Below are 20,636 nucleotides of genomic sequence, written 5' to 3' on the forward strand. Positions count from 1 at the left end.
TTCTATAGGTCTATTTTTACGTCAATACGTGTAATACCAAAAAAGCCAACTTCACAAAGCTGGCTTTTTTGGTATTACACATTTTAAAATTGAATTTAAATGTCGTCAAAGTTAACGTTAGTGAATGCCGTAGCACTTGAACTTGGAGTAGCTTCTTCATAAGACATTGAATTATCTTCTGAAGGTTTTGTGAAATCTTTTTGGTGACGGTCGCTGATCACCTCTTCTCCTTTCTTATCAATAATATAGTTTGTAGTTTCTTCTAGAGCTTCTTTAAAGTTTTCGAAATCTTCTTTGTACAAATAAATCTTATGCTTTCTATAGAAGAAAGATCCATCGTCATTTGTAAATTTCTTACTTTCTGTAATAGTTAAGTAATAATCATCAGCTTTTGTGGATCTTACGTCAAAAAAGTAAGTCCTTCTTCCTGCTCTCATTACCTTCGAGAAAATATCCTCGTTTTTCATCGGCTCTTGTTCACTCATAATACTTTAGTTAAATAAGATTAATATAACATTTGTTCAAAAGTCCTAAAAAAAATTAAAAGTCCAATTAAAAATTCAATTTTCTTTTTCTGAAAGTTGTTTGTTATATAAATCTTTATAGTAACCATTGTAAGCAAGTAACTCATTATGAGTGCCTTCTTCCAAAATCACACCCTCATCTAGGATGATAATATGATTGGCATTTTTTGCAGAGGAGGCCCTGTGGCTAACCACAATTGATGTTTTATGGTTAGAGACTTTATCTAATTTATTAAAAATTTCTTCTTCTGTTTCAGTATCAACCGCAGAGAGACAGTCATCAAAGAGTACTATTTTGGGATCTTTAATGATAGCTCTTGCTATAGAAACCCTTTGTTTTTGCCCACCAGACAACGTTATACCTCGCTCTCCCAATATGGTATCATAGCCCTTACTAAACCCTAAAATATTATTATGAACTGCAGCATTTTTTGCGGCCTCTACAATATCTTCTTCGTTGGCATTAACCTTACCAAATTTTATATTATCGCGTATAGAACTACTAAAAAGGAAAGCATCTTGTGGAACATAGCCAAGTTGTTTTCTTAATTCATTAAGGTTATAGCTTTCTATAGGTCTACCGTCAATTAATATTTCACCCTTATTCACATCGTATAATCTCCCAATCAACTCTAGGATAGTGGACTTTCCTGAACCTGTCTTTCCCATAATAACAAAAGTCTCTCCTTTTTTAACTTTAAAGGAGAGATTCTTTAAAGCTACTATTTTGGTGTCTTCGTATGTGAAACTAACATTCTTAAATTCTATTTCACCTAAAATATCTTCAGAAGATTCTGGGGAATTATTTTTGATGTTTGGAGTTTCGCTTAGAAATTCGTTAATCCGTTCTTGTGAGGCTTCGGCTCTTTGAACCATAGATGTAATCCATCCAACAGAAGCCACTGGCCAAGTAAGCATGTTTACGTAAAGCAAAAATTCCACAATAACCCCAACACTCTCAATTTCTCCATTGATGTATTGCATCCCACCGAAGTAAATCACAAATAAGTTACTAAAACCTATCAATAAGATCATAAGTGGAAAGAAGAACGCCTCCACCTTTACTAAATCAACATTCTTATCTTTACTTTCATTGGATAATTTCTCAAAGTCAGAGTTGAAACGGTTTAAAATCCCATAAGACTTAATAACAGCAATACCGCTAAAACTTTCTTGTGTGTACGTATTGAGGAGTGATAAGAATCTTTGTATTTCAGCACTTCTTTTGTTGATGGCCATACTTAGTTTGTAAATAGCAAAAGAAAGTATGGGGAATGGAATTAAAGTGTATAGCGTGAGAGTTGGTGCCGCTTTTATCATAAAATAAATGACTACGACAAACAAAGTCAAGGTTTGCACACCGTACATCAAAGCAGGCCCTACGTACATTCTTACTTTGGAGACATCTTCAGAAATTCTATTCATCAAATCCCCAGTTCTGTTTCGCTTATAGAAGTCTAAGGATAAATTTTGATACTGATTATATACCTCATTTTTTAGGTCATATTCAATATACCTAGAAACCACAATAAAAGTTTGTCTCATCAAAAAGGTGAGTGCGCCAGAGGCTAAAGCAGCCCCAATGATGAGTCCTATATTGATGAGAAGCTCTTCTTTAACTTCAGCAATACTTACCATATCGCCATTTAAATAGTCTTCTATCGCAACAGTAGAATTTCTTATGAGTTGAGGAGTAAATACAGCAAAAATACGCGCCCCCATTGTAATAATAATCCCTAATAGGAGTCTTCCTCTGTATTTGTATAAGTATTTATTGAGACTGAGTAAGGCCTTCATTCACTTTTTACTTTTAAATTGCAAATGTAACCAAAAGATAGATTTAGCTTCTTTAATAACATAAGTTTAATCCTTTAAAGGGTTTGTTAATGGCGTAAATCCCTCAATTCATGACCCATTTAAACCTTAAGGCGTTAGGAAAGGTTTCAATTAGGATTTAAAAAAATACAAATAGGTGTTGAACTCTTCTTTAAAATATTATTTTTGCGCTAAAATTAAGAACAAACAAATGTTAACAAGACGACATATTCGTGCTAAAGTGATGCAATCTCTCTACGCCTTTCATCAAGGAAGTAAAGACTCCATGCAGGCAGAAGAGAAGTTTCTTAAAAGGAGTACAGAAGAGATGTACAATCTTTTTTTACTCGATTTTGAACTCCTTGTCAGCATCAGAGACTATGCAGATGATTATTTTAAGATTGCCAAAAAGAAATTCTTAGCGACAGAAGAAGAGAAGAATCCTAACAAAAAATTTATCAATAATCAACTTCTGAAAAGAATTTCAGATAGCTCTGCTATAAGTAATCTTGTCGAAGATAGGAAGTTAACCCACTGGAAACGGGATGATGAATATCCTAAGTTGATTTGGGATAAAATTTTAGAGTCAGATCTTTACGCCGACTATATTCTTGCGGAAACGTCAAGCTTTAAAGAAGATAAAGAATTTATTGTAGATGTTTTTAAACTAATCATTGCGCCCAATGAAGATCTTTACGATTATTACGAAGATCAAAATCTGACTTGGATAGACGATTTCCCAATTGTGAATACCACCTTTTTGAAATTCCTTCAGAAGCAAAAAGAAAGCGATGAGGTGATTACAGTTCCTAGATTGTATAAAAATGTAGAAGATGAAAACTTTGCAAAAGAACTTTTCACCAAGACCCTTCTTGCAAATGATCAACTTACTGAAATCACCAAAAATAAAACTCCAAACTGGGACCAAGATAGGATCGCGGATATTGATAGTATTCTTATAAAAATGGCTTTGTGCGAGTTTTTAAAATTCCCTTCTATTCCTGTTAGAGTAACTATTAACGAATATTTGGAACTAGCCAAAGAATACAGTACTCCTAAAAGCAGTACTTTTATAAATGGCGTTTTGGATACGGTTTCCAAAGAATACCAAACCAACGGGAAAATTAATAAAATAGGCAGAGGTTTAATGTAATTGCTTAAAATGTCATATTTTTGTAATTAATTTAAATTATTTATCATGAGAAAATTTATGTTAGCATTCGTTGCGATAGCAACACTGTCCTTAACAGCTTGTAAAAATGAAGCTTCAGACAAAGTAGATCAATCTAAAAAAGAAATTGCAGAAGAGCGTGATTCAAAACAACAATCATTCCCTGTTATGGAATTTGAAGAAAAAGAGTTTGATTTTGGGACTGTTGATGAAGGAGAAGTTGTAGAGCATATATTTGCATTCACAAATACTGGAGATGCTCCACTTATAGTTTCTAATGCTACTGCAAGTTGTGGTTGCACAGTTCCAACATGGACCAAAGAAGCCGTTGCTTCTGGTGAAAAAGGTGAGATGGTTGTAAAATTCAACACAACAGGTAAGCCAAACCAACAGATGAAACAAATAAGAATTACAGCAAATACATCATCTGGAAAAGAGACTTTAAGAATTAAAGCTTTTGTAAATCCAAAAAATAGCAATGCTGGTTCTCCAGTGAAATAATTTATATGGATCAATTAGGAAGTTTATTACCCTTAGTTTTAATTTTTGTTGTGCTTTATTTTTTTATGATAAGGCCACAAATGAAAAAGCAGAAAAAAGAAAAAGGCTTTATTGAATCTATCAAAAGGGGAGATAAAGTAGTTACAAAAAGCGGTCTTCACGGTAAAATTGCTGATTTAAGTGAAAAGTTAGATGCTGTGATCCTAGAAACAGGATCTGGTAAAATGACTTTTGACAAATCATCACTCTCTTTTGAGCTTTCTCAAAAGGTAAATGCTCCCGCTAAAGAAATCAAAGAAAGCAAGGAAAAGAAAGAAATCAAGGAAAGTAAAGAAAGTAAGGAAAAGAAAGCAAGTAAAAAGTAAGTCTAACTTACCATATGTTTTTAAAAGCTATCGTTTACGATAGCTTTTTTGTTTAAATTTGGTAACAAATATTTTTAATAATGTCATTAACATCCTCTACAATGTTGGAGCTTGGTACAAAGGCTCCAGATTTTAAACTGTTGGATACTGTTTCTAACACGGCTTTGTCTCTAAACGACTTAAGAGGTAGCAAAGGAACTGTTATTATGTTTGTATGTAACCACTGTCCTTACGTTAAACATGTGAATGCTGAAATCGTAAGGTTAGCCAATGACTATAGAGTTTTGGGTTTTGGCTTTGTTGCTATTTCTAGTAACGATGTAAAAGCGCATCCCGAGGATAGTCCTAAATACATGTTCAAAATAGCTAGGGAGCTCAATTATCCTTTTCCTTATTTATATGATGAGAATCAGGAAGTCGCTAGAGCTTATAATGCAGCATGTACTCCAGATTTTTATGTGTTTGATGAAACCCTAGAACTTGTTTATCGAGGACAACTGGATGATTCTAGACCTAAAAACGGTATTCCAACCTCGGGTAGATACATTCGAGAAGCATTAGATGCTTTGCTCAATAATAGAACGGTATTAAAAAATCAGAAACCCAGTATGGGCTGCAGTATCAAATGGAGAAAGTTTTAACATAAGAAAGTCTGATTCTTAAATAAGATTAATTAATATATAATTAAGTTACATATTCCGCCTTAAACCCTAATTTTGAATAAATAAATAAATTGCATTATGACATTAGAGATAACAGATAAAGATTTTCAAGAAAAAGTTTTAGAAAGTGATCTACCAGTATTAGTAGATTTTTGGGCTGCTTGGTGTGGACCTTGTAGAATGGTAGGGCCTATTATCGACGAATTAAATACTGAATATGAGGGAAAAGCTGTCATTGCTAAAATGGATGTAGATCAGAACCAAGAGTTTGCTGCTAAATATGGAGTTAGAAATATTCCAACTGTGCTGTTTTTTAAAAATGGTGAAATGGTAAACCGTCAAGTTGGTGTTGCTCAAAAAGAAACCTACAAAGAGGCTATTGATAACCTGTTATAGTAAACATCTTCAATAGTTATAAATTAAAAGGCTTGGTTTTGTTTAAATCAAGCCTTTTTTATTTTTAATAAAAAATCTATTTATGGATATCAATTCTGAAACTAAGAGGCCTTCAACGATTTCAAATTTGCCCTTATTAGCGTCTCAAATTGTTGAGGGATTTATTTCAGGAATTCATAAAAGCCCATTTCATGGATATTCTGCTGAATTTGCAGAGCATAAGCTTTACAATGTTGGAGAAAGCACCAAACATATAGATTGGAAATTGTTCGCTAAGACGGATAAATTATACACTAAAAAGTTTGAGGAGGAAACAAATTTGAGATGCCATTTTATTTTAGATCAGTCCGCCTCTATGTATTATCCTGAAGTTAAATCACCGTCGTTGTCTAATTTAGATAAAATATCATTCTCTGCTTTATCTATTGCTTCTATTATGCAGTTATTAAGCAAGCAGAGGGATGCTGTAGGGCTTTCTATCTATGATGAAGAACTTCGTTTCCAAGCCACAGAAAAGGGGAGCAGTTCGCATTACAGTATGATTTACGATCAATTGGAAAAGTGTATTCAACATCCTCAAATAAATACCAAAACCAACACCTATCAATTTTTACATGAGATTGCAGAAAAGTTAAAGCGGAGATCGCTTATATTTCTGTTTACAGATTTATTTCAGCCTGAAGTTTCTAAAGCAGATCTGTTTGAAGCTTTAAGGCATCTTAAGTATAATAAACATCAAGTAGTCCTTTTCCATACGTTAGATTATAAAACAGAAGTTGAATTTGATTTTGATGATACTCCTAAGCGCTTTTTTGATTTGGAAAATGGTTCCAAAATCGATTTGCAGACTCAGCAAATTAAAAAAGAATACGCCCAAAAGATGTCAGAATTCATACAAGAATTGAAGTTAACTTGTTCAAAATACAAAATTCGATACGTTCAAGCCGACATAAGAGAAGACTTTGAAAAGATTTTATCTACTTACTTAATTGAAACACAGAAGCTAAAGTCTTAAGGTTATAATTTGTTGAATTATTTTCATCAAACATGTTTGTGTAACTAAAAATTGGTTCTATATTTGCACTCGCAATTAAGCAACGGTCTGGTAGTTCAGTTGGTTAGAATACCTGCCTGTCACGCAGGGGGTCGCGAGTTCGAGTCTCGTCCAGACCGCTTTTTTTAAGATGTTGTGTTGTGAATGTGAATAGCATTCATAGGTTTAGAATTATTAAACCTCTAGAAGTCTTTCCAATAGGAAGGGCTTTTTTATTTTATATAATTTCAAAGACATCATTCCTTTCATTCTTTCTCTAAAATTGATAGGTACACTACTTAACGAAATAGCAAAGTTTAAAAGAGATCATCCAGATCAAAAACTATTTCAGGGGATCAGTCCCAATTATGCTAATAATTTAGCTAACCTATATAGAAAGAATTTCACATCTCAAACGCTTCTAAACTGAGCTCTTTAATTTTAGCATTGAAAGATTTTGTTGTAGCGTTAGTGCTTTTATTATTTATGTAATTCAATATAGGGACATACTGTATTTAAATAGACTTGGCAATCCTACTGAATGATTCCCAATTTCAATTTGATTAGTTTTTTAGGCCAAGAAAATTAGATTTCATCCATCAAATCTTTACACCCTATTTCTGGAGCTATCAATACAATCATAACACTGCTTAATCCAATTAAGGGTATGTGTTGGCTAACGGATTCAATAATTTTGATTCCTAATGGCAAAACGATTAACAAACTCTATACTGTTGATGACATTATTTGCATCTTATTTGACTAAAGTGAAGATGAAATAAATGAAATTTCAAGAATGGTGGGGAGGTGAGGAGTGCTGACGGAAAACAGTTAGCACTTGTTTTGGAAGAGAGAATCCGCAGGATTATCGTTTAAAAACCCTAGTTGGTCCAAATCTTGGATGACAAAAAAAGACAGGGGACTTGTGCCTGTGGTGATATTCAAAAGCACAAGTTTTAGCTAGAGCCAAGGCCTTAAGACTACAACAAGTGGTACATGCTAAACAAATAATAAACTATCTTAGTAAATCATTTAAAATCAAGTTACTATGAAATTTCAATTCCTTTTCTTGTCTTTTATCTTATTATTTTTGAATTCCTGTAAACAAGAATCTCCCAAAGTATCCTCTTTGGCCAACTATCAAGGAGATGAAACCTATTCTATTATTTTGGGTAGTACTACTGTAGGACATCTTAAAACTTATACCGATGGTGATACCATCCAAATAGAATACAATTATAAAAACAATGGTCGTGGACCTAGCATAAAGGAAACCATTGTGCTAAATACAGAGGGTTTTCCAGTTCAATGGAATATCACTGGGAATACAACATTTGGGAATACCGTCAATGAACAGTATGCCTTGAATGGAAACGCTGCTTCATGGACAGATGCTACCGGAAGTGGAAATACTTCAGTTGATAGCGCTTTGTGGTATGTCAATCAATCGGGGAGTCCCTATGCAGCGATTCTAAAAGTGCGAAGCTTGTTAAAAGCACAAGATTATACAGTAAATATACTTCCAGCAGGAACACTACAGCTCATGGAGATGGAGAAAATTAATGTTAGCGTTGATTCCACTATCACCAACCTCATTACCTACGCGATATCAGGAGCTGACTTAAACCCGTCTTATCTTATTGTAGATAATGAGCAACGCTTGTTTGCGGTCATTAGCCCGCGGTTTATTATTGTTCGTGAAGGGTTTGAAGCAAAGGAAAAAGAACTTCGGGCTTATGCCGAAAAATATTCTACAGAACGATTTGAATCACTTCAAGAGAAATATGCTCATAACTATGGAAAAAAGGTACGTATTACCAATGTAAAACTATTTGATCCCACTACTTTGGGACTCACAGAACTTTCATCAGTCTTGGTGGATGGTGAGCAGATTGTGAGTATCGATGCCCCTGAAGCAAAAGGCCAGAATGAAGTGGTCATCGATGGGGCAAATGGTACCTTGGTAGCCGGAATGTATGAAATGCATGCTCATACAGGAGATGAAGGTGCTTTGCTAAATGTGCTAGCAGGTGTTACATCTTTCCGCGATATGGGGAACGACAATGCCGTATTGGAGGATTTAATAAAAAAAATCAATACAGGTGTTTTAGCAGGACCTAGAATTCATCGATTGGGTTTCATTGAAGGAAAAAGTGACTACAGCGCAAATAATGGAATTTTAGTCTCTAGCCAAAAAGAAGCCTTGGCCGCTGTAGATAGCTATCATGACAAAGGTTTCTACGGGATAAAACTATACAACTCCATGACTGGCGATTGGGCACCAGCTATAGTTAAAAAGGCGCATGGCTATGGGATGTTCGTCTGCGGCCATGTACCCGCATTCTCAAATGCTAATGCCATGTTACGAGCTGGATACGATGAAATGACCCATATCAATCAAACTATGTTAGGTTGGGTATTAACCCCAGAGGAAGATACACGCTCCCTGCTTCGTCTTACGGCATTAAAAAGATTTCCAGAAATAGATCTGAATAGCCCTATAGTACAAGAAACCATGGATTTATTTGTTCAAAACAAAACTGCTATCGACCCCACTTTGGCGATCCACGAAGTGTTAATGAAAGCTAGAAATGGTGAAGTCCGAGAGGGTACTAAAGACTTCATAGATCATATGCCGCCAAATACCCAACGTAAATATAAAGTGGCGTTAGCAGATATAGCATCCCCTGAGGACGACCAAAAGTATCGCGGGGGATATGACAAAATTGTGGAGACCTTAAAAATGATGAAAAATAAAGGAATCTTTATTGTTCCCGGAACTGATTTGGGAGGGGCTTTTATGTACCATAGAGAATTAGAACTGTACCAACAATTGGGTTATACACCCGCAGAGCTGTTGAAATTGGCCAGCTATGATATGGCGAACTATTTAGGGGACAAGGATTTGGGCAGTATTGCACCTGGTAAACTGGCAGACTTCTTTTTAATTCCTGGAAATCCAGTAGAGGATTTAAAGGCTATCAAAACAATCTCAATGGTATCTCGTGGGGGAACCTTTTATTATCCAAGTGAGGTGTACCCTGCTTTTGGTATAAAACCCTTTACTCCACTCCCTGTGGTAAAAGAATAAGTAATGTAGAAATTATACCAAATAAAATTTTTAATGCAACACTTAAAAACTAAATTGGTATAAGACTGCTTTGTTATATACATATTGAGTTGTAAGCAGGAAAGTCAAAATGCTGAAAAAAAAATAAATACCTAAATCTGCCATTGTAAAAGAGCTCGGGCAAATGGATTATGATTTCCAATGCATAGCCTTAAAAATTCAAAAACAGGATTACCCATCAACCATGAAAGTCCCCGAAGTAAGCCAAAATGGAGCCATGCGCTGGAAGTCATATTTTTGGTCATTTTTAACTGATAGACCTAAAGGAAAATATGTAGGTACTGAAGATAAAGGAAATGGAATATGGAGAGTATTTTATAGAGACATATTTCTAGGCTACTTTGTCGATAAAAAGAGACAAACAAGTATCAATTAGAGCAAGTCACCAATCTAAGCGTGAATGAAAAACACTAGTGGGTCCTGGCCGATTTCCGTCATATCTATCCAGTAGCGGGAGTAGATTATTTTAAGTATAATCTTAGCACACACGATGAGCAAATTTTAAATGATGGGAGCGTCAATAATTTTGAGTCGGCAGGTTTTAATAATCAGCTGGATTTTGAACTGTTCAACGCCTCCCTTGGGTTTCAGTATAAAACACAAATCGGGGAATTGGTCCTCAGACCAGGCTTGGTGTTAAAAAAATATAACTGGAATGTATCTCAATTTGGTGATGAACTGGTCAATGAGCAGACTGCTATCTTATTGCCAGAGCTTTATGTTGAATATAAATTCAAAACTTCAGAAAAACTACGACTGAATTATAACCGCTATACCAATTTTGGGGATTATTCCAATTATGCCAATAGGTTGAGTCTCCAAAGTTTTAACCGAATCCAGCGTGGGAACGAAAACCTGCAAAACCAGGTGTATCAGTCGGCGAGCTTGCTTTATAGTCAGTTTAATATGTTTAAGGGCTTGTTTTATAATGCACGCTTATCCTACACGCACCGGGAAAGCAGCATTCGAAATCAAACAGAAATAGAAGGTATCGACCAAATTAGTACCAGTATTTTTACCGATTTGCCAGAAAATACGTATAGCATTAATGGAACCATCAACAAACGGATTCCTGATTTTACGTTCACTTTGGGCGGAAATACCAGCTTGTCTGAGTATTCCAGAATCATAAATGAGGAGGTTCTGGATTATGAAAGTATCAACTTGAGTTATAATGCCAAAGTAAGAACGCGTTTTGACGACTGGCCGAATCTGGAAGCAGGAGTAAGGCAAAGCTTTTCCAGACTCAATTCAGATGCTATCAACAATAAGTTCACCACCTTATCGCCCTTTGCTAATCTGGAGTATGATTTTTGGGACTTTATTATTGAATTCAATTGCGATTATAACTATTTTGAAAACCAGACGACTGGAGACCTTAATCGCTTTGAACTGGCAGAGGCCTCTTTGTTTTATGGCAAAGAAGATTCGGCTTGGGGTTTTGAAGTAAATGCTACCAATTTATTTGACATTGGTTTTAAACGGCAAAATTCGGTAAATGAGTTTATGGTTTCCGATAGACGGATATTTGTTCAGCCCAGGATTGTGATGTCTAAGGTAATTTATAAATTATAGTGAAAATAATATTATATAAGATATTTTCTTTGGAATATCTTATATTTTTTTGTTTTATACTCCAATTCCAATAATCAGTTGGCAATTTTATTTTTTCATATTTATTAATTTTTCTTAATTTTTTTATATGAATTGTTAATTTATTAAATAAAATTAACGTTATTTATGAAATGACTGCATTTAAAAAATCGATTAATATTTTTCGGAGAACAGCGACAAGATTAGTGACTAGTGGATTACTTGATAAACAAAGTGTTAATTTTCCTAATTCATCTGAAGTTAAACGCATATTAATAACGCGGCCAAACCATCGACTTGGTAATCAATTATTGATAACACCATTGGTAAAAGAGGTTCATGAACAATTTCCTGAAGCTAAAATCGATTTATTCCTTAAGAGTAATTTAGGTGGACTCATTTTTGAAAATTACAACTATGTAGATAAAATTATGAGCTTACCCAAAAAGCACTTCAAAGAGTTAGGTAGATATTTATTGGCATGGACAAAGCTTAAACAAAAAAAATATGATTTGGTAATCAATGCAGAAGCTTGCTCATCTTCTGGGCGGTTATCTACCAAACTATCCAGAGCCAAACACAAGTTTTTTGGCTTTGAACGCCATCATAATTTAATCACTTGTCAAGATGGGATTCACATATCCAAATACCCGATTTATTGTCTTCGCTATTTTCTTAGGCAATCACCGACAGCTGAAGTTTTGCCAAGCTTGGAGATTAAACTATCCAGTAAAGAAATTTCTAGCGGCAGGAAATTATTGAAACGCTATGCTGATTTGAATAAACCAACTATTTGCTTATACACTTTTGCAACTGATAAAAAATGTTTTGAGAAAGTTTGGTGGAGTAATTTTTATGAGAATTTGGTCAAAGTATTTCCTGATTATAATATTATCGAAATATTGCCAGTAGAAAATATATCTGCTTTAGATTTTAAAATTCCTTCTTTTTACAGCAAAAACATCAGAGAAATAGCGTCCTTTATTTCTCAAACTTCACTATTTGTAACTGGCGATTGTGGAATTATGCACCTTGCAGCAGCAACTCAAACTCCTACTGTAGGACTGTTTAATGTGACAGACAAAGATATGTACGGACCTTATAACAACGGTTGCCTTAATATTGACGTAAATTTAAAAAATCAATTGGATATTTGTCATTCTATAGAAACGCATATCGAAAGCTTAATACATTATGATTTAGAAGCGTGATGATTGCGAACTTGTTCTAAGTTCGTCCACCAATTTGCATAAACTCCTAAATTAAAGGATTAACTCTGTTTATTAATTTTTTTAAGACTAATAAACAGAGTTAACTTCTTGGTTTGTACATCAACTTAAATTTCGAATTTTATGTATAGACTCTGAATTATTTTTCACATCATTAAAAAACTAAGTATAACCTTTCTTTTTTTTTATTTTTTGCGAAATATAAAACCATTCAAGTAAAAAATTTATCGTTTACGACATTTGAAGTATAAATTAGCAACATACTTCAAAACTCATTTTAGAATTAGTCTTAAATTTTAAACTATTTCCATCAATACAAGCCCAAGTTAAGGTTTTCCTCGCTTGGTCCTTTTCTGTTAAGGCCTCAAAATCAGGAAAATATTATAAACCAAAGGCGTCTTTCAACTTATCGACATAATCTAATTTTTCCCAAGTAAATAGCTCCACTTCTCTACGTATTTCACCAGAATAATCAGATTTGAAGATTTTAGTTTCGAATCTTGGTTCCTTTCCCATATGACCGTAAGCAGCGGTTTCTCTATAAATGGGATTTCGAAGTTTTAGACGCTCTTCGATCATGCCTGGACGCATGTCGAAAATCGTTCTAATTTTTTTGGCAATATCTCCATCGCTCATATCTATTTTTTTATTGGTGGTATCCACCAAAATAGAAGTTGGCTCACTTACTCCAATGGCATAAGAAACTTGGATCAATACTTCATCGGCAATACCAGCAGCCACCATGTTCTTGGCCACGTGCCTAGCCGCATATGCAGCAGATCTATCTACTTTACTAGGATCTTTTCCAGAAAAAGCACCACCTCCGTGGGCACCTTTTCCACCATAGGTATCTACAATAATTTTACGCCCAGTAAGTCCTGCATCGCCATGTGGTCCTCCAATAACAAACTTGCCTGTAGGGTTGATGTGGTAGGCAATATCATCATCGAATAAGGCTTGAATACTTTCATCAAACAAGGCTTTTACCCGTGGAATCAAGATAGAATGGATGTCTTTTTCTATCTGTCTAAGCATAGGCTCATCCTCATCAAAATCATCGTGTTGTGTAGAAACAACAATGGTATCGATACGCTGAGGGACATTATCATCAGAATATTCAATAGTAACTTGCGCTTTGGCATCTGGTCGTAAGTAAGTAATGTCTTTGCCCTCTCTTCTTAATTTTGCTAGTTCTATTAGCAACTTATGAGAAATATCCAGCGCCAAAGGCATATAATTTTCAGTCTCATTGGTGGCGTATCCAAACATCATTCCTTGGTCGCCAGCGCCTTGGTCTTCCTTGGAAGTTCTATTGACGCCCTGGTAAATATCTTTAGATTGCTCATGTATAAGTGAGATAACACCACAAGAATCTCCAGAAAATTGATATTCTCCTTTGGTATATCCAATATCGTTGATGACGTCTCTTGCAATTTGTTGCACATCGAGGTAAGTATTACTTCTGACTTCTCCTGCCAAAACAACTTGTCCTGTGGTCACTAAGGTTTCGCAAGCTACCTTGGAGTTATCGTCAAAAGCTAAAAAAGAATCGAGTAAAGCATCGCTAATTTGATCTGCGATTTTATCGGGATGTCCTTCAGAAACACTCTCTGAAGTAAATAAATATGACATAGAATAAGTTTTAAAGTTATAGTCGTTGGGAAGGAAATGACGTTCTACGACTCATCTAAAAATTAAACTGCTTTAGCATTTTAAAAAGAGGTTGCAATCAGTCAAATCCTTCCTCGATGCAAACTTAATAAATTTGATTCATTCTAAATTGTATTAAGTTATTTTTAGCAGATTTATACTTAAGATTCATTTGCTTTGCATGAAACTATAGAATTATGAAAGTAAGATTATATAAGAAACCAAACAGTGATGTTCATTTTGAAGCTGAAAATGCATTAGGTCACAAAATAGAACTTTATAATTCTACAGCGCCAGATCCCAAAGCACCTAGTCCAATGGAACTTATTTTAATGGGAACTGCAGGCTGTAGTAGTATTGATATCATCCATATCCTTAAAAAGCAAAATCTGGAAGTTAAGAACTTAAACGTTGAGGTGGAGGGTCTTAGAAATGATACCGATCCTAAAGTGTTTCATACGATCAAATTGATGGTGAAGTTACAGGGTGAAATTCCTTTCAACAAGGCCAAGCGTGCCGCTCAACTGTCTTTTGAAAAATACTGCTCGGTGTCCAAAATGCTAGATCAAACTGTAGATATTCAATACCAAGTGGAGCTTAACGGATTACTTTTGGAGTAATACCAATTTAAACCTATAATGTCGCAATAAATCGTTTCTTTTTCGCTTGCTTTTTACCAAAAATAATTACCGTAACTAAGGCTATGCTTCTTATTTTTAACTTCAATCGATCAAAAAATAATTCAATTTATTCATGCGACATTGTAAATTTAAATTGGTATAATGTGTTTTTGGTAAACTGTTTGTCTGCCCAATTGGAAAACTCTCTACGATTACAAGCTGAAAATTTTTGTAGACAGTGTGCCCGCTAGTGGTAATAGGTAAAGTAGCATTTGGGTAAATGCGGCTTTTAGAGGTGAGTAAAATCAGCTTTTGAGGTTAGGAAAACCTTTAATGACTCTTTTTGGAGTTATAGGGCTTCCTTTCGTAAAGTAAATAAGGTTTGATTCTGGTTTTGTAATTTTCCAAGTCAGCTTGCCAGCTTTCCCTTATGTCTTTAGCGGTTTTTCCCTGCTGAATTTGCTCCTTCAAGCTTGAATTTCCTGCCAGTTTATTAAAAAATGAGTTGAAAAATAAGGCTTGGTCTTGGGTGTGATGATACGCCTGAAGCAACCAGTCTAAGTTCAATTGATCAAGTTCTTTTTCATTTTGAAGATTTTTCCCGAAGCAAAGTTCATTCTCGTGTTTTGGATATTTGGCTCCAGGGTTGGACACAGGAGTAAATTCAAAGTTAAAATACGTAGAGTCTAATACTGGTGATCCAAAAACTTGGAATTGCAGATCAGTTCCTCTCCCTGCACTTACGTTGGTTCCTTCAAAAAAACATAAGCTAGGATATAAATTAATAGATTTTGCATTCGGTAAATTAGGGGAAGGTTTTATCGGTAAATCATAAGCTCTAGAGGCAGAATAATTTTCCATTGTGATGACCTCTAGATCGCATTGAAGTCCATTTATAAGCCATTTTTCTCCATTAATCAGTTGAGCATATTCTCCAATAGTAAGTCCATGAACCACAGGAACAGGATGCATGCCGACAAAGCTTTTATAGTTTTTTTCTAGCACTGGGCCGTCTATATAATGACCATTGGGATTGGGTCTGTCCAAAACGATGAGTTGAATACCCTGTTCTGCACAGGCTTCCATCATATAATGCAAAGTTGAGATGTAGGTATAAAATCTAGCACCAACATCTTGAATATCAAATAAAATAACATCCAAATCTTGGAGATGTCGTGGATCTGGCTTTTTTTGATCGCCGTAGAGGGAAATAATCGGTAAACCCGTTCTGGAATCTATACCGTCCTCAACGCGCTCTCCTGCATCTGCAGTCCCTCGGAAACCGTGTTCTGGAGCAAACACTTTTTTGATAGAAATGTTTCGTTTCAAAAGTGAATCCACAAGATGGGTATAATCCTTTTCAGATTGGAAGATTACAGAGGTTTGATTCCCCACTACTCCTATAGTCTTTCCTTGGAGCAGAGGGAGGTAGGCTTTAGTTCTGTTGGCCGCTACTTTAGTATTTTCTGTAGTGATTTTTCTATTCTCCTGAGCCGTGCAAGAAATGCACACCAAAAGAATAAAATAAACTGTATTTTTGAGCTTCCTAAAAATCATACTTCACCTTGAATTTTGAATATTTTATTTCTAAACGCCTAGTTACTAAAAGCGATTATAAAAGTAGCATATCGGCACCGATAATTAAAATTGCGATTTCGGCGATTGCTATTGGTGTAGTCATGATGTTTATTGCGATTGCAACGGGTTTTGGGTTACAGGAAAAAATTAGAGAAAAAATCGCAGCCTTCAATGGTCACATAGTTATCAATAATTTCACCAATAACCAAGCTACTATCACCCAAAATCCTGTGAGCACTCAGCAGGAATTTTATCCTTTCTTTACGAGCATTCCAGAAATTGAGCATATCCAAAAAGTAGCGACCAAGTACGGTATCATTCGGACTGAAACAGATTTTGAAGGCATCGTTGTTAAAGGAGTGGATGAACAGTACCGTTGGGACTATTTGGAAGAATTTTTGGTAGACGGAGTTTTACCTGTTTTTGATGAATCCATAAGTCGAGAAGTATTGATTTCAGATTATTTGGCGACGCGTCTAGGCTTTAAAACTGGAGATAAACTTATTGTTTATTTTTTGAGGGAGGATCAGGACCGTTTGCCAAGATCGGTCGGCTTAACGATATCAGGAATATTTGACTCTGGTTTTAAAGAATTTGATGAAACCTATATCATTGCCGACTTAAAGCAAATCCAAAGACTCAACGATTGGAGTGCAAATGAAATAGGTCAATTTGAACTTTTTGTAGAAGATTTCGATGATATTCAAGAAGTTGGCTACAAGGTCTATGAAGAAGTGGATTCCTTTTTGAATGCGAGCACGATAGTCGAATTATATCCTTCCATTTTTGAATGGTTAAAAATGTTTGACTTTAATATTATCCTTATTATTGGCATTATGATTTTAGTGGCAGGAATTAATATGATGACAGCTTTATTAGTCCTTATTTTGGAACGGACTCAAATGATTGGTATTTTAAAAGCTTTAGGATCTTCAGATTGGTCTATTCGTAAAATCTTTCTATACAATGCTGGATACTTGATTTTTAAAGGTCTGTTTTGGGGTAACTTAATAGGAATTGGTCTTTTATTAATACAGAAGTATTTTAAAATTATTCAGCTCAACCCAGAAACCTACTATGTTTCTGAAGCTCCAATTTATCTGAGTTTAGACTATATCTTAATGATCAACTTCGGTACTTTAGTCTTGTGTTTATTGATGCTGTTGATTCCTTCGGTTATCATCGTGAAAATTTCACCAGTAAAGGCAATGAAGTTTGAATAGCTAAAATAGCATTAATTATCTCGCTGTTTTGAGTTTTACTTTTTTTATATTTGTCACACTAAAATTAAACTATGGATTACGCTGAAAATATCCTTGGAACTATTGGTAAAACACCAATGGTGAAAATGAATAAAATGGTAGAAGAAATTGATGCTTTGGTATTGGCCAAATACGAAACTTTTAATCCTGGAAACTCCGTAAAAGACAGAATGGCTTTGCAAATGATTGAAGATGCCGAAACTTATGGCGCATTAAAACCTGGAGGGACTATTATTGAAGGTACCTCAGGAAATACAGGTATGGGATTGGCTTTAGTAGCAATTATAAAAGGCTATAAAGTAGTATGCGTTCTTAGCGATAAGCAGAGTAAGGAGAAAATGGATATTCTACGAGCCGTAGGTTGTGAAGTCTATGTTTGTCCTACAGATGTGGCTCCAGACGATCCAAGATCTTACTATTCCACTTCTGCAAGATTGGCTAGGGAAACTCCAAATTCTTGGTATGTCAACCAATACGATAATCCGTCCAACTGCAAAGCTCACTTTAAAACAACAGGTCCAGAAATTTGGGAACAAACCGATGGGAAAGTGACCCACTTTGTATCTGGCGTTGGAACTGGGGGTACAATCTCTGGAGTAAGCAGTTATTTGAAAATGAAAAATCCAAATATTAAAATTTGGGGGATAGATACTTACGGTTCTGTTTTTAAAAAATACCATGAAACTAGAGAGTTCGACGAAAATGAAATTTACCCTTATGTCACCGAAGGAATTGGAGAAGATATCCTACCGCTGAATGTAAGATTTGATGGCATCGACGGATTTACTAAAGTCACCGACAAGGATGCGGCTGTTTATACTCAAAGACTCGCTAAAGAGGAAGGCATGTTTTTAGGTAATTCAGCTGGAGCTGCTGTAAAAGGGATGCTTCAATTGAAGGAGCATTTCAAAAAAGAGGATGTGGTAGTGATTTTATTTCACGATCATGGAAGCAGGTATGTTGGTAAGATGTTTAATGATGACTGGATGAGAGAAATGGGATATATAGATTAAACTCTCATTTATAACTATTAAAAACAACCTCTTAAATTTTAAGAGGTTGTTTTTTGTTTTAAAACGTAGATCTTGAAAGTTTACTGGGTGGCCCTAGCCCTGATTGTAGATAAAAGCCCGTAAGGTTTTTACGCAGTGAAAACTGCGGACTTGATGCGGAAAGCAGGTTCTCGGCTTCTCATACCAATTTAAACCTATAATGTCGCAATAAATCGTTTCTTTTTCGCTTGCTTTTTACCAAAAATAATTACCGTAACTAAAGCTATGCTTCTTTTCACTTACTAATCGTCATAAAATAAAACCGTAACTACTGCTATACTTATATTTTTTTTCTTCAACTAAGTAAAAAACCTGTGCTGAGCTACGTCCTGGTATAATTCAAATCTTTAATGCAGCATTTAAAAACTAACTCGGTATACTACTTTCTTTTTAAACGTGTTTAAAATTCTGAGGTGAAATGAAATATGATATTTGGATATTTTTGTTGAGTCATCTGCAAGGAAAATTCAGAATCTGCTAGAAACACCAATTGATTGGTTTTATCCTTGGCTAAAAACTTAGATTTCACACGTTTAAATTCTTTAAACTCTTCGCTTTTTTCATCTTTCGGTTCGATCCAACAGGCCTTATGCACGTTGATGTTTTCATAAGAGCATTTAGCACCGTATTCGTGTTCCAGTCTATACTGTATCACCTCATATTGAAGCGCTCCTACAGTACCAATAATTTTTCTATTGTTTAGTTCTAGCGTAAACAATTGCGCAACACCCTCATCCATCAATTGTTCAATCCCTTTATTAAGTTGCTTAGACTTCATGGGATCGACATTATTAATATATCTAAAGTGTTCAGGAGAAAAGTTAGGGATGCCTTTGTACTGAAGAATCTCACCTTCTGTTAAGGTGTCACCAATTTTAAAAGTTCCAGTGTCGTGAAGCCCAACGATGTCTCCTGGAAACATTTCATCTACAATTTCTTTGCGTTCAGCAAAAAAAGCATTCGGACTAGAAAACTTTAGAGTTTTTTTACTGCGGATGTGGAGATAGGGTTTGTTTCTTTCGAATTTACCGGAAACAACTTTCACAAAAGCTAGACGGTCTCGGTGTCTAGGATCCATATTGGCATGAATTTTAAAGACAAACCCAGTAAATTTATCCTCATCTGGCTTAATTTCTCGAACATCACTTTGCTTAGGTCGTGGTGATGGAGCAATTTTTATAAAGCAATCTAGTAATTCCCGAACTCCAAAATTATTTAAGGCTGAGCCAAAAAATACAGGTTGTAAATCTCCCTTTTTGTAGGATTCGATATCAAAATCTGGATAGACGCCCTCTACAAGTTCTAGCTCTTCTCTTAAGGTATCGGCAGAGTCTGTGCCTATAAGCTGGTCAATTTCATCGGTAGATAAATCGTTGACTTCAACAGTTTCTTCAATATCCTTTTTTGGGTCTCCGGTAAATAAATTAACATTTTTCTCCCAGATGTTATAAATCCCTTTAAAGTCATAACCCATACCGATAGGAAAACTTAGTGGAGTGACATGTAAGCCTAATTTTTGCTCGATCTCATCCAATAATCCAAAGGCATCTTTACCTTCTCTATCCATTTTATTGATGAAAACAATGATAGGAATATTACGCATTCTGCAAACTTTTACGAGTTTTTCAGTTTGCTCTTCAACTCCTTTAGCAACATCAATCACGACGATGACACTATCCACAGCCGTTAAAGTTCTAAAGGTGTCCTCAGCAAAATCTTTGTGACCAGGTGTGTCTAAGATGTTGATTTTAATGCCTTTATATTCAAAACCTAAAACAGAAGTAGCAACAGAAATCCCTCTTTGACGCTCTATTTCCATAAAGTCACTTGTAGCTGTTTTTTTGATCTTATTCGACTTTACAGCACCGGCTTCTTGTATAGCACCTCCGAAAAGGAGTAACTTTTCTGTTAGCGTTGTCTTACCAGCATCAGGGTGAGAAACAATACCAAAGGTTCTTCTCCTGTTAATTTCTTTATTTAATTTCATGCTGCAAATTTAATTTTTAATTTCTGATGTCAATCGTTTTGATACATATATTGATAATGTTTGTGCAT

At 35.1% G+C, this 20,636-nt stretch carries 18 protein-coding genes and 1 tRNA gene; 14 read left to right on the forward strand and 5 right to left on the reverse strand.

Annotated elements, in window-relative coordinates:
- Window positions 1-95: 95 nt before the first annotated feature.
- Window positions 96-485, reverse strand: coding sequence for a PUR family DNA/RNA-binding protein (locus CXF67_RS04120; protein WP_102087582.1), 390 nt, complete (start codon window positions 483-485; stop codon window positions 96-98).
- Between the two features lie 75 nt (window positions 486-560).
- Window positions 561-2,321 carry an ABC transporter ATP-binding protein gene (locus CXF67_RS04125; RefSeq protein ID WP_102087583.1) on the reverse strand — a complete coding sequence of 587 codons (1,761 nt, stop codon included), beginning with the start codon at window positions 2,319-2,321 and terminating at the stop codon, window positions 561-563.
- 229 nt (window positions 2,322-2,550) lie between these two features.
- Between CXF67_RS04125 and nusB the strand changes: the two genes are divergently transcribed.
- From nusB to CXF67_RS04180, 11 genes are all read left to right on the forward strand, one after another.
- Window positions 2,551-3,492, forward strand: coding sequence for a transcription antitermination factor NusB (gene nusB / locus CXF67_RS04130; protein ID WP_102087584.1), 942 nt, complete (start codon window positions 2,551-2,553; stop codon window positions 3,490-3,492).
- A gap of 45 nt (window positions 3,493-3,537) precedes the next feature.
- The gene (locus CXF67_RS04135; protein WP_102087585.1) at window positions 3,538-4,011 is read left to right on the forward strand and encodes a DUF1573 domain-containing protein; all 474 of its coding nucleotides are present in this window, start codon (window positions 3,538-3,540) and stop codon (window positions 4,009-4,011) included.
- Between the two features lie 5 nt (window positions 4,012-4,016).
- Window positions 4,017-4,376, forward strand: coding sequence for a preprotein translocase subunit YajC (gene yajC, locus CXF67_RS04140; protein WP_102087586.1), 360 nt, complete (start codon window positions 4,017-4,019; stop codon window positions 4,374-4,376).
- A gap of 80 nt (window positions 4,377-4,456) precedes the next feature.
- Window positions 4,457-5,017 (forward strand): thioredoxin family protein, encoded by a 561-nt coding sequence (locus CXF67_RS04145; protein WP_102087587.1) that lies wholly within the window; start codon window positions 4,457-4,459, stop codon window positions 5,015-5,017.
- A 99-nt stretch (window positions 5,018-5,116) separates the two neighbouring features.
- Entirely contained in the window at window positions 5,117-5,434 is a 318-nt protein-coding gene (gene trxA / locus CXF67_RS04150; protein WP_102087588.1) for a thioredoxin, read from the forward strand.
- An 82-nt stretch (window positions 5,435-5,516) separates the two neighbouring features.
- A complete protein-coding gene (locus CXF67_RS04155; RefSeq protein ID WP_102087589.1) occupies window positions 5,517-6,449 on the forward strand; it encodes a DUF58 domain-containing protein in 933 nt (310 codons plus the stop codon).
- An 84-nt stretch (window positions 6,450-6,533) separates the two neighbouring features.
- Window positions 6,534-6,607 (forward strand) — tRNA-Asp (locus tag CXF67_RS04160).
- Between the two features lie 908 nt (window positions 6,608-7,515).
- Entirely contained in the window at window positions 7,516-9,558 is a 2,043-nt protein-coding gene (locus CXF67_RS04165) for an amidohydrolase family protein (protein ID WP_102087590.1), read from the forward strand.
- Between the two features lie 163 nt (window positions 9,559-9,721).
- Complete coding sequence (locus tag CXF67_RS04170; protein WP_102087591.1) at window positions 9,722-9,973, forward strand: hypothetical protein; 252 nt, start codon at window positions 9,722-9,724, stop codon at window positions 9,971-9,973.
- A 257-nt stretch (window positions 9,974-10,230) separates the two neighbouring features.
- Window positions 10,231-11,172 carry a hypothetical protein gene (locus CXF67_RS04175; protein ID WP_257984591.1) on the forward strand — a complete coding sequence of 314 codons (942 nt, stop codon included), beginning with the start codon at window positions 10,231-10,233 and terminating at the stop codon, window positions 11,170-11,172.
- Window positions 11,173-11,342: 170 nt separating this feature from the next.
- Complete coding sequence (locus CXF67_RS04180; protein ID WP_102087592.1) at window positions 11,343-12,401, forward strand: glycosyltransferase family 9 protein; 1,059 nt, start codon at window positions 11,343-11,345, stop codon at window positions 12,399-12,401.
- A gap of 399 nt (window positions 12,402-12,800) precedes the next feature.
- Here CXF67_RS04180 and metK read toward each other — a convergent pair whose 3' ends face one another.
- Window positions 12,801-14,051 (reverse strand): methionine adenosyltransferase, encoded by a 1,251-nt coding sequence (gene metK / locus CXF67_RS04185; RefSeq protein WP_102087593.1) that lies wholly within the window; start codon window positions 14,049-14,051, stop codon window positions 12,801-12,803.
- A gap of 215 nt (window positions 14,052-14,266) precedes the next feature.
- On the opposite strand from metK, the gene CXF67_RS04190 reads away from it, so the two are divergent.
- Window positions 14,267-14,689 (forward strand): OsmC family protein, encoded by a 423-nt coding sequence (locus tag CXF67_RS04190; protein ID WP_102087594.1) that lies wholly within the window; start codon window positions 14,267-14,269, stop codon window positions 14,687-14,689.
- A 330-nt stretch (window positions 14,690-15,019) separates the two neighbouring features.
- Here the strand turns inward: CXF67_RS04190 and CXF67_RS04195 are convergent, their stop codons facing one another.
- Entirely contained in the window at window positions 15,020-16,246 is a 1,227-nt protein-coding gene (locus CXF67_RS04195) for an exo-beta-N-acetylmuramidase NamZ family protein (protein ID WP_102087595.1), read from the reverse strand.
- Between the two features lie 8 nt (window positions 16,247-16,254).
- Here CXF67_RS04195 and CXF67_RS04200 point away from each other — a divergent pair, with 8 nt between their 5' ends.
- Window positions 16,255-17,490: an ABC transporter permease gene (locus CXF67_RS04200; protein WP_102087596.1), complete on the forward strand. Its 1,236-nt coding sequence runs from the start codon at window positions 16,255-16,257 to the stop codon at window positions 17,488-17,490.
- A gap of 71 nt (window positions 17,491-17,561) precedes the next feature.
- The gene (locus CXF67_RS04205) at window positions 17,562-18,542 is read left to right on the forward strand and encodes a PLP-dependent cysteine synthase family protein (protein ID WP_102087597.1); all 981 of its coding nucleotides are present in this window, start codon (window positions 17,562-17,564) and stop codon (window positions 18,540-18,542) included.
- Between the two features lie 439 nt (window positions 18,543-18,981).
- Here the strand turns inward: CXF67_RS04205 and CXF67_RS04210 are convergent, their stop codons facing one another.
- Window positions 18,982-20,568, reverse strand: a complete 1,587-nt coding sequence (locus tag CXF67_RS04210; protein ID WP_102087598.1) for a peptide chain release factor 3 — start codon at window positions 20,566-20,568, stop codon at window positions 18,982-18,984.
- Between the last annotated feature and the right edge of the window lie 68 nt (window positions 20,569-20,636).

This window comes from Psychroflexus sp. MES1-P1E (assembly GCF_002836055.1).
Classification (GTDB): Bacteria; Bacteroidota; Bacteroidia; order Flavobacteriales; family Flavobacteriaceae; genus Psychroflexus.